Annotated in this window: 13 protein-coding genes and 1 pseudogene; 1 reads left to right on the top strand and 13 read right to left on the bottom strand. The window is 44.9% G+C overall.

All coding sequences use genetic code 11. The features are described from left to right. The 6 genes from MUP17_08500 to MUP17_08475 all read right to left on the bottom strand — a co-directional run. A partial coding sequence (locus MUP17_08500) for a DUF4292 domain-containing protein (GenBank protein MCJ7459016.1) occupies positions 1-905 on the bottom strand: 905 nt, incomplete at its 3' end. Next, entirely contained in the window at positions 905-1561 is a 657-nt protein-coding gene (locus tag MUP17_08495; protein ID MCJ7459015.1) for a site-2 protease family protein, read from the bottom strand. The genes MUP17_08500 and MUP17_08495, both read right to left, overlap by 1 nt. A gap of 232 nt (positions 1562-1793) precedes the next feature. Beyond that, entirely contained in the window at positions 1794-2366 is a 573-nt protein-coding gene (locus MUP17_08490) for a DNA-3-methyladenine glycosylase (GenBank protein MCJ7459014.1), read from the bottom strand. A 33-nt stretch (positions 2367-2399) separates the two neighbouring features. Further along, the gene (locus MUP17_08485) at positions 2400-3296 is read right to left on the bottom strand and encodes a bifunctional enoyl-CoA hydratase/phosphate acetyltransferase (GenBank protein ID MCJ7459013.1); all 897 of its coding nucleotides are present in this window, start codon (positions 3294-3296) and stop codon (positions 2400-2402) included. Between the two features lie 37 nt (positions 3297-3333). Next, a complete protein-coding gene (locus MUP17_08480; GenBank protein ID MCJ7459012.1) occupies positions 3334-4257 on the bottom strand; it encodes a branched-chain amino acid transaminase in 924 nt (307 codons plus the stop codon). Positions 4258-4372: 115 nt separating this feature from the next. After that, the gene (locus tag MUP17_08475) at positions 4373-5275 is read right to left on the bottom strand and encodes a phosphate butyryltransferase (GenBank protein ID MCJ7459011.1); all 903 of its coding nucleotides are present in this window, start codon (positions 5273-5275) and stop codon (positions 4373-4375) included. 687 nt (positions 5276-5962) lie between these two features. Between MUP17_08475 and MUP17_08470 the strand changes: the two genes are divergently transcribed. Next, complete coding sequence (locus tag MUP17_08470) at positions 5963-6343, top strand: zinc ribbon domain-containing protein (GenBank protein ID MCJ7459010.1); 381 nt, start codon at positions 5963-5965, stop codon at positions 6341-6343. 336 nt (positions 6344-6679) lie between these two features. Here the strand turns inward: MUP17_08470 and buk are convergent, their stop codons facing one another. The 7 genes and pseudogenes from buk to MUP17_08435 all read right to left on the bottom strand — a co-directional run bounded on the left by buk (position 6680) and on the right by MUP17_08435 (position 15665). Further along, a complete protein-coding gene (buk, locus tag MUP17_08465; GenBank protein ID MCJ7459009.1) occupies positions 6680-7747 on the bottom strand; it encodes a butyrate kinase in 1068 nt (355 codons plus the stop codon). A gap of 231 nt (positions 7748-7978) precedes the next feature. Next, positions 7979-9043 (bottom strand): annotated as a pseudogene (locus tag MUP17_08460) (leucine dehydrogenase). 494 nt (positions 9044-9537) lie between these two features. Then, a complete protein-coding gene (locus MUP17_08455; protein ID MCJ7459008.1) occupies positions 9538-10311 on the bottom strand; it encodes an enoyl-CoA hydratase-related protein in 774 nt (257 codons plus the stop codon). Positions 10312-10505: 194 nt separating this feature from the next. Then, entirely contained in the window at positions 10506-11639 is a 1134-nt protein-coding gene (locus MUP17_08450; GenBank protein MCJ7459007.1) for an acyl-CoA dehydrogenase, read from the bottom strand. A gap of 8 nt (positions 11640-11647) precedes the next feature. Then, positions 11648-12787: an acyl-CoA dehydrogenase gene (locus tag MUP17_08445; GenBank protein MCJ7459006.1), complete on the bottom strand. Its 1140-nt coding sequence runs from the start codon at positions 12785-12787 to the stop codon at positions 11648-11650. A gap of 278 nt (positions 12788-13065) precedes the next feature. Continuing rightward, positions 13066-14313, bottom strand: coding sequence for a 3-ketoacyl-CoA thiolase (locus tag MUP17_08440; protein ID MCJ7459005.1), 1248 nt, complete (start codon positions 14311-14313; stop codon positions 13066-13068). 11 nt (positions 14314-14324) lie between these two features. Then, entirely contained in the window at positions 14325-15665 is a 1341-nt protein-coding gene (locus tag MUP17_08435; GenBank protein ID MCJ7459004.1) for a 3-hydroxyacyl-CoA dehydrogenase family protein, read from the bottom strand. Positions 15666-16036 lie beyond the last annotated feature (371 nt).

Here is a 16036-nt window from a genome sequence, read left to right as displayed (position 1 = left end):
TGAAATTTTTTGTCAGGAATTGAGATGTTTATATTCCTCTCCAAAAATCTGAGTTTCAGCTTCACCTTTTCGTCCAGAGATTTTATCTCTATAGCTTTGGGAATTTTGGTCTGGTTGAATTTCTCAAAATTCTTATATGCTATTACGAATCCATTGTCTTCATCTGTTTTAATACCGGTAGAAGAGATTGGTTTCCAGATACTCTTAATCAGGAAAGCTCCTTCTTTATTTACCCAAAAGCTTCTTTTCCAGGTCTCGATACTGTCCTCGTAAACGTAGTTCTCTTTATCCATACCTGTGAAATGAGCTTTCTCTTTATTTATCTTCGTTTCTGATATAAGGAGTTTCAAAAGACAGAAAAGGTCAAATTCAGTTTGAGAGTTAGCCCCCTTTGTGCAATTTATACTCTTGCCTTTATAATACTGCTTGCTCCTCGGGAAAAAAAGCAAAAGGCTGTCAGCACTGATCGAACCGGAGACAAAGTCTGGACCCAAAAGGGCTTTAACTGCAAAGGCAAAATTATCCGGTTTTCTGAAAAAAAGCTCCAGATCCCCGGAGAAACTTTCCTGTGAAGATTTGAAGTTGAAACTTATTAGAGAAGCTGAGGAGTTAATCAGTTCCTGGTTTGAAATCGTCCTTTCTAAGACTCTTTCCGGAGTAAGTTCTTCTGGAGGAGGTTTCAGGCGGGCTGCGGGATAACAACCAAGAAGAAGAAGAGGTATATAAAAAACAAGTCTTGTTAATCTTATTTTTGTCGTTCTGAGGGAGCGAATTGACCGAAGAATCTGTCCAACTTCAAATAGATTCTTCGTCCGGCTTTTGGCGGGATGACTGAAGAATCTATAGATTCTTCGTCCCCGCAGGGGACTCAGAATGACATCAAGGGAAGAAAAGCGCTCAGGCATTAGATGAACCGGATGAATTCCGGACCTGCGAAGAGTGTTCCGAAAAAAAAGATGAATGGCTTGAAAATAGCCCAGAGGATACCCAGGTTAAGAAAATAGTCCAGGACGATTACTCCTAAGAGGACGTAAAATGAATACCTCTGAATCTGGTGCAACTGGCCTTGGTACCGCAGAGGTAGAATCCCGCTTAGAATATGGGATCCATCCAGGGGGTTTACCGGAATGAGATTGAATACTGCCAGAACCAGATTTAACTGTATCCCCTTAATTAACATTATCAGAAAAAGCTGGTGAGTAGAAACTTCAGAGCCGAACGGGTTAGAGCTGATCAGCAGCCTGAAGATGATTCCGAAAACCAAAGCTAAAATCATATTAGAGCCGGGGCCGGCTAAGGAGACCCAGAGCTCGTCTTTCTGCGGGTTTTTAAAATTGAAAGGGTTAACCGGTACCGGCTTTGCCCAGCCAAAACCGTAAAAATAAAGAAGCAGCAACCCGATTATGTCGATATGTGCAAGCGGGTTTAAAGTCAGCCTGCCGGCATATTTAGCAGTCGGGTCTCCTTTGCGGTTAGCCATCCAGGCATGAGAAAACTCATGAAAGGTAATTGCAAAAAGCAAAGGTGGAGTTATTATCAGATAATATACAAATTGGTTCATAAGTTGTGGCTGTCCATCTGCTGTCAGGTGGTAACACCTGACAGCACTCCAGCACGCCCTCTCTTCGTTTTATCTGCCAGTCATTGCGAGGAGTTCTTCTGGACGACGAAACCCCGCTAAAAGCGGGACTTCGCCCCCTACGGGGACTCGCAGTGACTTCATACTCCTCGGTAGAACAGGCATTCCTGCCTGTTCCTCATGGTCAGACAAGAATGTCTGACCTACCACGGTTTTATTTTCTCGAAACAAATCTATTATCTCTTAAGTAAAACCTCCATTTTTTCTCTTTACCCTCATCAATACCAATCCGGTTAGTGGAAATTATCTTGCCTGTCTTTTCACCTCTGTCCTCAACATAAATAGTCTGGCCGGTAAGGTCTGCACCGTATAAGGTTTTATTAATTCCCATAGCCTGGCAAAGTTTTCCCGGCCCGCTGGTTAGGTCTTCAGGTTTTTCTTTTTTCCTTCTGCGCTTCATTATCACGATTCCTTCCTTCGGCTCCAATGCTCTAATCAGGACCGCAGCTGGAACCCCTTTTCTTTCGGTTATGACATTCAGACAGTAATACATACCGTAAGTAAAATAAACGTAAGCATGTCCCGGTTCACCGAACATAATCCTGTTTCTGGGAGTCATCCCTCCATAAGCATGCGAAGCCGGATCATAAGGCCCACGATAGGCCTCAGTCTCAACGATTTTCCCGGAAAGTTTTTTGCCGTTTATGTTTACCACCAGATATTTGCCTAATAGTTCTTTTGCTACCTTTAGAGTTGGTCGATTATAAAACTCTCTCCTCAGTTTCATCCGCATAAATTTTCATCTGAGAGGACAAAATATTCAGCAAACCGCAGCACCTAAAGCCATAGACAGAAGTTTGATCTCCGCAGAGTCTGAGCGGGAGAGCAGGACTATCGGAGCTCCTCCACCTACCACTATGCCTCCCACTTTGGCTCCAGCTAAGTAGATCAACCCTTTGACCAGGATGTTGCAGGAGGAGATATTCGGGCACAGAAAGATGTCAGCCTCACCTGAAACCGGAGAGATTATCCCTTTGGTCCGGGCAGAGTTTGAGTCTATAGCCACATCGAAAGCCACGGGTCCATCCACAATAACGTCCTTTATTTCACCTCTTTCAGCCATCTTGGAGATTATGGAGGCATCGATAGTCTCCGGCATATCCGGATTCACTAACTCCACTGCTGCCAGGCAGGCGGCTTTTGGCATCTCTATCTCCAATTTCTTAGCCGTCTGAACTGCATTTTTCAAAATCTCGATTTTCTTCATGATATCCGGAGCGATGTTTATTCCCCCATCAGTCAAAAGCATAAGCTTCTGGTATCTTTCCACCTCTACCACTGCCACGTGACTGAAAAGCTTCCCGCCTTTCAAACCCTTCTCCTTGTCCAGAACTGCCCGCAAGAGAGTAGGGGTATCGACTTTTCCTTTCATCAGCATATCTGCTTTCTTCTGTTTGACCAGCTCCACGGCTAAAGAAGCGCACCTTTGAGGCTCTTTTTCTCCCAGAATCTCAATACTTTTAAAATCAAAATTTAGCTTTCCGCATAGAGTCTCAATTTTAGCCGGATCTCCTATCAGGATAGGTGAGATGATCTTCTCCTCAGTAGCGATCTTGGCAGCCTCGATTATCTCCTCGCTCTCAGCCCCGGCAATGGCCAGAATCTTTTTCTCTTTGTTTTTGATGGAACCCAGAAGCTCTTTAAAACTTCTTATCATCTCTTACCTCAAAGAAAATCTATCCAACGTTTTCTCATTACTTCACAATGGTAAGCCAGCCGTATTTATCCTCTATCTCACCTGAAACAATCTGGAAGAATCTCTCCTGCAATTTTGCAGTTATCGGACCGCGTTTACCCGTGCCGATGACTATTTTATCGATTGAGCTTATCGGCGTTATCTCCGCCGCGCTGCCGGTGAAGAAGACTTCGTCTGCGATATAGAGCGCCTCACGCGGGATGTTCTCCTCGATAAGTTTTAACCCTAACTCCTGGGCTAAACAGATCACCGAGTTGCGAATGATTCCGGGAAGTATGGAGGCGCCAAAAGGCGGGGTTATCAGGGCACCATCTCTGACTATGAAGATATTCTCTCCGCTCCCCTCGCTGACATGACCGAAAACGTCCAGGGCAATGCCCTCGACATATCCGTGTTCTTTGGCTTCCAATTTTATCAACTGGGAGTTCATATAATTGGCACCGCTCTTAGCCATCGCCGGAAAAGTATTGGGTGCCATCCGGTTCCAGGAGGATACGCATACCGGTACGCCATTTTCCAGGGAATCAATGCCCAGATATTTACCCCATCTCATCACCGCAATAGCCACGTCGATAGGACAGCCGGTCGGGTCAACCCCTAATTGTTCGTAACCTCGATAGACTACCGGACGGATGTAACATTCATCCATTTTATTGATCTTTATCAGATCGATGATTGCCTGGTTGATTTCCTCCTTGGTGTAAGGAATCTTCATCCGGTAGATCTTGGCAGAATTGAAAAGCCTGTCCGTGTGCTCTTTTAACCTGAAAATAGCCGGTCCCTTTTTGGATTTATAACATCTTGCCCCCTCGAAAACGCTGGAGCCGTAGTGCACCACATGGGAGAGTACATGAATTTTAGCATCATCCCAGTTCACCATTTTTCCGTTCATCCAGATCTTTTCTGCTTTTTCAAACGGCATAATACCTCCTTCGGATTAGGTTATAGGTCGTAAATTGTAGGATCTGACTTCATCCAAATATTCCAAAGTTCGAGTATGACTTTTGTATTCCATTTCCCTGTCTACTGTATGCTGTCTACTGTCTACTACTTGCTACTCCCAACGCAATCGACATGAACTTGGTCTCATGAGAATCCGCTCTCGACGTCAAAACCACTGGTGCTTTTGTGCCCAGGACTATAGCCGCACATTTGGCTTTGGCAAATTCAATCAAGGTTTTGTAAATCACATTACCGGTTTCAATATCAGGACAAAGAAGTATATCTGCCTTTCCCGCAATTGGGCTTTTCACCCCTTTTATCTTAGCAGATTTCTCCGAAACGGCATTGTCCAAACCAAATGGACCATCTACCATTCCGCCTTTAATCTGACCTCTTTTTGCCATCATCGAAAGACAGGCCGCATCCACAGTTGCCGGCATCTTTTCCGGGTTGACTTTTTCCGTCGCCGCTATACAGGCCACATTCGGATTTTCAATACCCAGGCATAAAGCTAAATCCACTGCATTTTGAATGATCTGGGCTTTTTCCGAAAGAGTCGGGGCGATATTTATAGCCGCATCAGTCAAAAGCAGAAGCCTGGGAAAATCCGGTATCTCAAAAACAGCCACGTGTGTCAGAAGCTTCCCGGTAGACAATCCCTTTTCCCGGTCCAAAATCCCTTTCATAAAAATACCGGTATCCAAAAACCCTTTCATCATCACATCTGCTTTTCCCTGATTGATCAGTTGAGTGCAGATAAGTGTAGCCTGTAACGGATCGTTTTCCTCGATCAGTTCATATTCAGACAGGTCAATTCTGTTCTTTTCAGCCAACGCCTTTATCTTTTCTTTAGACCCAACCAAAATCCCTTGAACGATCTTTTCTCTGCGAGCCTGATCCAGAGCCAAGAAGACCTCCTCATCCTCTGCCTTAGCCACAGCAATTCGTTTGGGTCCAATCGACCGGGCTAAAGTGAGTATTTCTTTAAGCTCTTTCATAAAATTTACTTTGACAAAAAAAGACGGTATAATATATTGAGTGAGTAAAGATTTATCAACAGAAAAAGGAGAAAATTCACGTCTGATTAAACCGATTAAAGCGAAATTCAGAGCAGATTTATCAGCTTAATCAAACTAATCAGCTGTGAGGTATTATCTTCTGATTGTTTGAAAACCTTATCTGGTATCAGGAGGTAACTCTTGACACCACATCAGCTGAGAAAAGCCACAGCCGATTGAACAGATTAAACAGAGATTCAATGAACTCCAAGTGCTGTCAGATGTCATCACCTGACAGTTGTAGAGGCACATTGCAATGCATATCTGCTCTTCCACAATAGCGAAAAGAAGGACAACCACAGGGGGTTGCCCCTACGAGCTATTAAGCGAGGCTAAAAGCCTCACACTACGAAAAAAACAATGGAGGGCTAAAGCCCTCCGCTACAAAAAAAGTCAGACCCTGGAACGGGTCCGTAGGACAGGAATGTCTGACCTACCATGGAAACCTCTCCCTGCCCTCTCCTAAGAAAGGAGAGGGGGAAAAGTAAAATTCCTCTTGCCAAAAAATATTTTTATGATATACTTATAGAGGAGAAGTCTCTCAAGTATTAGAGACTTTTTCCGTCAGGTCAGGGGACCTGACGGGCACGTTTGGAATATGAATACCTTAATCGGAAGGAGGTTTTTATGAGCCTCTGTCCTTTTTGTGGAGAAGAGATAGCTGAAGGGAAGACTTTTTGTCTGCGCTGCGGCTATTCCAATGTGCTGGCTCTTCCCTATTTTCCGGCTAAGATCAATTTTTCAAATTTATTATTTGCCCTTCTGGGATTAATCGCCGGAATAGGCTCCTGCATCTTCTCGTTAATTCCGTCTTTAAATTATGTTGGATTTCTTCTGGTCTTGACTGCTCTCGGCTTTTCAGGGATTACCCTGGAAAGACTAACCAGGAAAATGGACACTGTTCCTCTAAAAATCCTTGCGGTGGCTGCTCTCATCTTGGCCGCATTTGGCTATCTTCTGTTTATTTTTTACAATTCCAGAATGCCGGGCAGCGGGAGCCACGCATAAGACAGTTTGTTCGTTTGTCTGTTTGTTCGTTTGTGCTCTGGCTTAACTCAATCCTCATGCCTCTGAAGATGCTGTGAAACCCATTAGTAAAAAAGTGTTCTCACTGACTTTAGTCAGGTCTTTGTTTACGCCACTAAAGTGGCTATGAACAATCGTAGCGTCGGGCTTTATGCCCGACGTAAAAAACGACAAAAAAAGTTCCCTCTCCTTTTTAAGGAGAGGGATAGGGTGAGGTTTTTAGATGTAGCTGAAACCTTCAGGTCTCCAAAAAAACGGGCGACCATCCTGTTAAACGTGGATTTCGCTACGCTCAACAGGGAGTCGCCCCTACTTTTTTTAATACTCCTTTTCTTTTTCCTCCCCGGTTAATACCCTTAAAGCACCCAAAGTTAAAGCCTCAAGTTCGTCCTCGCCCGGAAAGACCAGGACTTTGAAAAGAAATCTGACCCTTTCTTTGATCATATTTATCAGCCTCTCCGACCGGGCTATCCCCCCGGTAAGTATAATTGCATCCACTCTTCCAGATAGAGTCGTTGACATCGCTCCGATCTCTTTGGCAATCTGGTAGACCATCGCCTCATAAATCAGTTTAGCTTTCTGGTCTCCGAAATCTATCTTTTTCTCAATCTCCTCAACGTTATCCGTTCCTAAATAAGCCAGAAGCCCGCCTTTTTTAGTAACCTTGTCATACATCTCAGAGTATGTATACTTTCCTGAAAGACATAGTTTGGCTAACCCTGTAGCTGGAAGACTTCCCGTCCGCTGGGGAGCTAAAGGACCGCCATCATTAGCATTGCTTACGTCAATCATCTGCCCTTTTAAATGGGAAGTTACGCTTATCCCGGAGCCAAGATGGACAATAACCAGATTAAGCTCTTCATATTTTCTTCGTAATTCGGAAGCCGCCTTTCTTGCCACCATCTTGATATTCAGAGCGTGTGATAAACTTATCCTTTCCAACTCCGGCATACCAGAGATGCGGGCAACGGGAATCAGCTCATCCACTGAGACCGGGTCCACGATGAAAGCAGGTATCTCAGTCCCTTTGGTCAACTCGTAGGCAATCAAAGCTCCAAGGTTAGAAACATGATCCGCCTGAACGTTGCCTGACCGGATATCTGAAACCATTTTTTGGTTTACCCTGTAAGTTCCGCTGGACAGCGGTTTGAAAGGACCACCCCTGCCAACAACTGCAGCCAGGTCCGTAATTTTGAAGCCATGTCTCTTTAAGAAGTCCTCAACCAGATTTTTTCTGTAACCCAACTGATCTAAAGTTTTAGGAAATGCCTTGAGTTCATCAACCGAATGTCTCAAAACCTCAATTACCAAAGGATTTTTGTCCTCAGACAGGGAGACCTTGGTAGAAGTAGCCCCGGGATTGATGCTCAGGATTTTGTAGCCCATATTTTGATTTTTGCAAGGCTGAAGCCCTGCCCTACGATCATCGTCGGGCATAAAGCCCGACGCTACAACTGATGCGCCCACATGGGCGGCTACCTTTTTTTGTGAGGGCAAGCGCGGGGGCTTGCCCCTACAATCAAATTATGGTTACGAGCAACGGTCACGTTTTTTCCTTTTTCCTTCTTCCATTTTCCTTTTTCCTTTATTCGTCATCCGTCATTCGTTATTTATTTTCTATGCATGCCTCTGCCTGAACTTCTTGACCTCGGCTATCCTGGCTTTGGCTAAGATATTGGCGGCTTTATAGGTGGGGATATCTGATTCCCCGGAGATCTCCAGAATTTTTTTCATTATGTCATATATCCCGGTGGCCTGCTTGATTGCTTTTTCACGAATGTACCCTCCCAGTTCATTCGCTACGTTGATCATCCCGCCTGAACCTATGACGAAATCCGGAGCATAGAGAATCCCTTTATGGTGCAGGATCTCGCCATATTTTTCGTCCTCTAATTGATTATTAGCTGGTCCAGCGATGATCTTCACTCTGAACTTCTCAACTGTCTTTGCATTTATAACTCCGCCTAAGGCGCAGGGAGAGAAAACATCTGCCTCTACTCCCAGAATTTCCTCAGGCGAGACAATCTCTGCCCCGAATTCTTTTCTGGCTTTTTCAGCTTTCTCTGCAATAATATCAGAGACTATCAACCTGCATCCAGCCTCTTTCAATTTCTGAGCAAGATGATACCCTACGTGCCCAACACCCTGGATCGCCACGGAAACTCCTTCTAAGGTCTTTTTATCCAGAGCCTTCTCCACGCAGGCTAAAAGTCCGCTGCACAAGCCGATAGCCGTAACCGGTCCAGGGTCTCCACTCCCGCCTATTGCCCTGGAAAGCCCCATCACGTATTTGGTTTAATAGCGGACTATCTCCATATCCTCGACTGTGGTTCCAACATCTTCAGCCGTGATATATCGACCATTCAGACCCTGCACGAACCTACCGAAAGCTCTCAAAACAAGTTCATTTTTATCTTTGAGAGGGTCACCGATTATGACCCCCTGTCCACCTCCCAGGTTAATTCCGACCGCGGCAGCCTTATAGGTCATAGCCTTGGAAAGCAGCAGAACGTCTTTCAATGCCTCATCTTCGGAACTGTAAGGAAACATCCTCACCCCGCCAATTGCTGGTCCCAGGGTGGTATCGTGGATGGCAATGATTCCGCGAAGGTGAGCTACCTTATCCGAGCAGAAGATTACTTGCTCGTGCTGGTCTTCAGCTAAGGATTGAAAGATTTCCATAAGTTTTGCCTATTCTTTCTTGTATTGTCATTCTGAGTTCCCTACGGGAACGAAGAATCCGTCTTTAGATCACACTCGTTAGATTCTTCGGTCGTCTCCTAACGGGACTCCCAGAAGTGACACGAGCCTTCCTAGTTAAAAATATAATTTTATTCCGTCGGGTCAGGGGACCCGATGGACACTAAAATCTCCTAATTTGAACCCGACATTGGTTTTTCGATTGTCATTCTGAGTCCGCAGGCCGTTAAAAGCCTTACGGCTCGTAGAGACGAAGAATCTATATTCATCCATCCTCATTTCCAGGCCTCAGGAATAAATTCCTGACACCACTTTCCACAATCGTTTTTTCGACATCAGAAACGACTTTCGAACCTACTTATAGATTCTTCAGTCGTCCGCCTTCGGCAAGACTCCTTCAGAATGACAACTATGTCTTGGTCTATATTTTTTTTCACGGTCACGAAAAACGAGCAACGGTCACGTTTCTTCTCTTATTACGCCCAGCCCGGTTTTCGTTTCTGTAAAAACGCTTCCATCCCCTCTTTTGCCTCACCTGACGCAAAACATTCGCCGAAAGCGTCGACTTCGAAAGAAGAACCCGTGGCAAAATCTGTCTCCACTCCTCTACTTATCACTCTTTTTGCCAATCTAACCGCAGTGGGTCCTTTGGAAGCTATTTTTTTCGCCATCTCCATACACACATCCATCAGGGTATCGTGAGGAACTACCTGATTGACCAGACCGATAGAAAGAGCAGTCTGGGCATCGATCAAATCCGCTGTCAAAATCAATTCCTTAGCTTTAGCCGCACCGACCATTCGAGCCAACCGCTGAGTACCAGCAAATCCCGGAATCACTCCTAAGTTTACCTCTGGCTGACCCAATTTGGCTTTATCTGAAGCGATTCTAATATCACAAGCCATCGCCAATTCGCATCCTCCACCTAAAGCAAAGCCATTGACCGCAGCAATCACCGGTTTGTCCTGAGACTCAATCAAGGAAAAGACTTTCTGACCCATCTCTGAAAAATCAATTGCCTGCTGTCTGGTCATATCCTTCATCTCAGCAATGTCTGCTCCAGCCACAAATGCTTTCCCCTCACCGGTGATAATGATTACTTTGAGCTTTTCGTCCCTGCTCCACTGGTGAGCAACGTCATTAAGCTCATGAATGGTCTCGGTATTAAGGGCATTTAACTGCTGGGGCCGGTTGATCTTGATTATGCCGATATTCTCCTTGATCTCAGTTAGAATGTTCTTATATTCCATATTTCCTCCTTTTCGCTTTCTCGTAGCGCGACCCTTTTAGGGTCGCATTGCGAGGCTGAAAGCCTCGCGCTACATTTTCCGCCTTACGTCTTTCGTCTCACATCTTTTTTCTGCTTAATCCATCCAATCTGCTGTGAATGAGTTTCTTTGCTTTTTTGTTCTCGGCCTTTAGACTATAGACTTCAGACTTTTGCCTATTTGATTAACTCCCTGAAAATAACCAGTCTCTGAATCTCTGAAGTTCCTTCCCCGATTTCGCAGAGTTTCACGTCACGCAAATATCTTTCTACTGGATACCTCCGGTAGTACCCATATTCTCCGAAAATTTGAATTGCTTCGTAAGTAACGAATCTTCCGACCTCGGAAGCGAAAAGCTTTGCCATAGCAGATTCCTTCACGTATTTCTGTCCTTTATCCTCCAGAAAAGCAGCATGATAAATCAGATGTCTGGCTGCCTCAATCTGGGTTGCCATATCCGCCAGTTTGAACTGGATAGCCTGGGACTCAATTAGAGGTTTTTCAAACTGTATAGTCTCTTTGGCATATTTCAAAGCTTTCTCAAAAGCACCCTGAGCGATGCCTAAAGCCATTGCTCCGATACTTATCCTTCCGCCATCTAAGGTGACTAAAAATTGCTTGAACCCCTCGCCTTCTTTGCCCAGAAGGTTTTCTTTCGGAACGCTCAGGTCCTCAAAATGCAAGGCAGCGGTATCTGACCCTCTTATACCCATTTTGTTTTCTTTTTTGCCAACCGTGAACCCCTTCATCCCTTTTTCCAGGATGAAGGAGCTAATCCCCTTGGTCCCTTTGGTTTTGTCTGTTACTGCGGTGATGACAAATGTCTCGGCAACTGAGGCATTGGTGATGAAGCATTTTGAGCCGTTTATTAGGTAACTGTCTCCTTTCAACACTGCGGTGGTTTTTGTCCCCCCGGCATCTGAGCCTGCATCCGGCTCAGTTAAACCAAAAGCGCCTAATTTCTCACCCTTAGCTAAAGGAGGTATATATTTTTTCTTTTGCTCCTCACTTCCAAAAAGGTAAAGAGGACAGATAGCCAGTGAATTGTGAGCCGCAACTGTGATGCCGGTAGATGCACACACCCTTGAAAGCTCCTCCACGGCAATTGCATATTTTAAGGTATCAATGCCTGTTCCCGAATATTCCGGAGGAACCACCATTCCTAAAAGCCCCAGTTGGGCGACCTTTTTTATGTTCTCATGAGGGAATTGTGCCTTCTCATCTGCTTCCTGAGCTTTTGGCTCGATCTCCTTTTCAGCAAAATCCCTGATCTCTTTCTTGAAATCTTCGTACTTTTTGTCTAGATACATTCTGCGCTCTATTTTAAAAGGTCCCTGGAGATAACCATCCTCTGTGCCTCAGAGGTTCCTTCGTAGATCTCAGTCACCCTGGCATCCCGGAAGTATCTCTCCACCGCATATTCCTTCATATAACCGTATCCGCCGTGAATCTGCACTGCCTCGTTTACCACGAAATTAGCCGTCTCTGAGGCAAATAGCTTTGCCATCGAGGCTTCTTTTATACATCTGATATTATTTTGCTTGAGCCAGGCCGCATGATGCACTAAAAGGCGAGCAGCTTCAATCTGGGTAGCCATGCTGGCTAATTTGAACTGGATAGCCTGAAAATTACAGATCGGCTGACCGAACTGGACCCTCTCCTTTGAGTATTTCAAAGCTTCATCCAGAGCGGATTGAGCTATTCCCACAGCTTGAGCGCCCACCCCTATTCTTCCAGAGTCAAGCAACTCTAAGGCTATCCGGAAACCTTTGTTTTCTTCTTCAATGAGGTTTTCCTTGGGTACGAGACAATCTTCAAAAGAGATTTCCCTGGTATCAGAACCCCTGATCCCCATCTTTTTCTCTTTTGTCCCAACCTTAAACCCTTTTAATCCTTTCTCCACTAAAATGCAGGAGATTCCTTTGGATTTTGCCTCCGGATTGGTCGAAACAAAAAGGACAAAAAGGTCCGCTATCCCGGCATTGGTTACGAAGGTTTTGGTCCCATTGACTAAATAGTTGTTCCCCTTCAAAACTGCATTGGTCTTAATGCTTCCAGCATCTGTTCCAGCCTGAGGCTCAGTCAAAGAATAAGCTCCGATTAATTCCCCTTTAGTTAATCTGGTCAGATATTTTTTCCTCTGCTCTTCTGTTCCATATTTGAAAATAGCATCGCAGACTAAAGAGTTGTGAACGGAGAGGGAGATCTCTAAGGCGGCACAGGCTTTGGCAAACTCCTCCATCACCAGAATGTAGCTGATGAAATCCAGGCCAGAACCGCCATACTCCTCCGGCATCAGCATCCCCATATACCCTAATTCAGCCAACTCCTTATACAGATCTCTGGGGATCTCTTCTTTCTCGTCGAACTCCTGAGCTTTAGGGGCTAACCTCTCTGAAGCGAATTCCCTGGCAGCCTCCTTTATCATCTTTTGATCTTCGGTAAGCTCGAAATCCATAAGTTTCTCTCCTAGTTTAATAACCGGGTTGATACGCGTAGGGGCGGAGTTTAGCTCCGCCCTATGGGATGGGTGGAGACAAGCTCCACCCCTACGCGACATCTCTAATAGTTAATAACCTCCAAAATGAAATCTGATTTAAAGGGTTGTATCATCTTCTATAAACTTTACAGGGGCATTGATTGGCGGGCAAGGTGCCCGCCCTACGAGATATGAAAAAGTCAACTTTCGTAGGCGGGGCTACCAGTCCCGCTATTTTGAATCCCTCAGATATTTTTTTACTCCGCTTTTTTGAAAATCATCGCGGTGACGGTTTTGTCATTTCCGCCCATGCTGATCATCATAGCATAAGGCCTGTTCGAGTTGATTTTTACCTGGTAACCGTTGGCTTTTCCGGTCAACTCGTGAATGCAATCTACTGCCTGTCTCACGCCGGTTCCGCCAACGTAATGGCCAAAACCGATCAGACCTCCACCTGGATTCGTGGGAATCTCTCCATCAATTCTGGTCTTGCCTGATTCCACCAAAGCTGCTCCCTCTCCATATTTGGCAAAACCAGCTGCCTCTAAGGCTAAAATGCCGGTTATGGTGAAGCAGTCGTGCACTTCGAGCAGGCCTATATCTTTAGGACCCAGCCCGGTCATCTGATAGGCTTTCTCTGCCGCTTTTTGAGTGGTAAGAAGTCTGGTCGGGTCTTCAGGCTGTTTGGTCAGATTAGCTTCACATTGACCATAACCCACGACCTCGATGGCATCCTTTTTATCTATCCCCAGTTTCTTAAGCCCTTCCTCTGAAGCAAATATAAGAGCGGAAGCACCATCTGAGACTTTTGAACAGTCATAGATGTTGAGATTCTCTACAAAAGTTTTAGGATTAGGAGGAGTCATGCCTGCACCGAACAAATCTTCAATTGAATTCTGATACTCCTGAGCCTTTGGGTTTTTCCGGGCATTCTTTATCATCTGCTCATACCATAAAGCCATTCCCCTCCGGGTAGGCTCGTATCCGAATTTCTGATAATAAACCCCAGCCCTATCTGAGAATTTAGCCGGGAAAAAGTAGGCATGTCCCTCTTTGCGCTCAGAAGCATAATGCCCCGCTCCGGCTAAAATATCTGCTCCGTAAATTGCTTTAACTGTATTCTGAACCTCGACTCCGAGAGTCAACACCGTATCAGCAAGATCAGATAAGATCGTTTTCATCGAAGTAACTAAAGCTAAACCACCGGAGCCGCAGGCGCCTTCAACTCTGGTAGACGGTTTGTATTCCAGAGCCGGGTCTATTTCCGGAATAAAACCTGCCAAATTCCCCTGCTTGCAGAACCTGGCAGCCATAAAATTGGAGATAACCCCCTCATCGATATTTTTCGGGTCGGAAATCTGGGCAATTGACCCGCGTCCCGCTTCAGTTATGTACTGTTCTATTCCTGGTCTGGCTTTTTTTGGATTGAACTCCTTTCTTCCTGAGCCAAAGGATAGGGTGTTATATCCCGCAGTTAAATAGACTTTTTTTCTGAATTTCGTCATTTTAAACCTCCTTAAATGTAGTCGTTAATTGGACCATATAAGTGATAAAACCCATTCAATAATACGTTATTCACATCCTCAGCCGTTTTAGCTACACCGATCTTCACCAGCTGTTCGCCGATCTCTTTGGAGTTTTTCAGGTAGGCTGAAGCTAACTTTGCTCCCAGGGTATTAGAGGATTTCAGACTCTGGAAGAAAGTCTTGAGTTTATCACTCTTCTTTGGGTCAGCAACCAGGTTTCTCCAGGCATAAAAGCCTGCCGGATACTCGCCTAACTTTTTATCCAGTTCTCCGCTCCATCCCTGCGGATCGAAAAGCTTATACTCACCTTTATCGATGTCGTAGACTCCGACTGGCCTGTTCCTGTCATATTTGAGAAAACCGTCTTTCTGTGAACCATCGCTTCTCTGTCCACCCAGGACTTTTTTATCATACATCTTTTTCAAAAGGTCATCTTTCAAATCCTCACCCGGTATATAACCGCCAACAGTCTCAGATATTGACTGGAAAACATCCACTCCCACGTAATCGATCAACTGGAAAATCCCCATAGGCCTGACCAGCAGGTCCTGGCTGATTTTGTTGATTATATAAAGTCCGCCAGGCAGGGAATAATCTTTAGCCAGCTTCTTGGCTTCTCTTAGACCGTACAGACCGTCTCTCAGGAAATGCCCATTTCCTACAAACCCGGCTATGTCATTTGAGGGCACGATCTTCTTGCTCAATCTTTTCGCCAGCTCCAGGGAGAAATCTCTTAATTCCTGAACAGTATTATCAGCAGAGATCAACTCTGCCAGTTTCTGCACCGTGGGAGGATTATAAAAATGAAACCCGATTATCCTCCCGTTGAGATTGGCTTCTTTATTTAAAATATTTATGGGGATAGATGAGGTGTTGGTAAGATAAAGTGTATCCTTGCCGCAGAGGTTATCGATCTTCTTAAGAAGATCGACCTTCAAATCTTTTTTCTCTAAAATCGCCTCGAAGATCACTCTGGAGTCTTTCACTATACTTAAATCCGTTCCGGTCCGGATAAAAGAGAGCGCATCCTCCACGTACTGGTTAATGCAATCCTGATTCTCCACTAAATCCTGTCTATCTTTGTACATTTCTCTGAGCATCACGCAGGCTTTCTCCCCCGCCTTCACCAACTGAGCTCTAAGATATTGCTGTAAACCCGCCAGGTGATCCAGGTTAATATCGATCAAATATAAACGATAATTTTTATCTTTATTTTCCGGTTTATTTTTTAATCTTGCCATCTCCTGAGCTAAAAGCAGAGATATCCCGCTCCCCATCTTCCCAGCCGCCCCGATTATGGCCACATTTTGCAGTCTCTCATCAAAAGTCATACAATTAACCTCCGGTTATTGGATTTTTATTCACCGCACCATTGCTCTCCGTGGATGTTATCATCCACGAGAAATCTCAGATTCTCCTTTTGGATGATAACATCCAAAAGGAGAGACAGATTTTCTTAAGAAAGTCATTTTTTATCACCACTCTATATATAATCTTTTCCGGACTCATATTCAAGGATTTTCTTTCTTACTTTGCGATTTTTTTCACAAGGTTGTCGTAGCGCGACCCTTTCAGGGTCGCATTGCGAGGCTGAAAGCCTCGCGCTACGAAAAAATCACTAAATCTGTCTTCTTCACGGATGCTAATAACGTTTCTTATCCCTTTAACTCTTGAACCCTTAATCCCTTAAACCTTTTATTAT

It is taken from the genome of Candidatus Zixiibacteriota bacterium (assembly GCA_022865345.1).
In the GTDB taxonomy this organism is placed as follows: Bacteria; Zixibacteria; MSB-5A5; order MSB-5A5; family RBG-16-43-9; genus RBG-16-43-9.
This window is presented reverse-complemented; position numbering and strand designations above follow the sequence as displayed.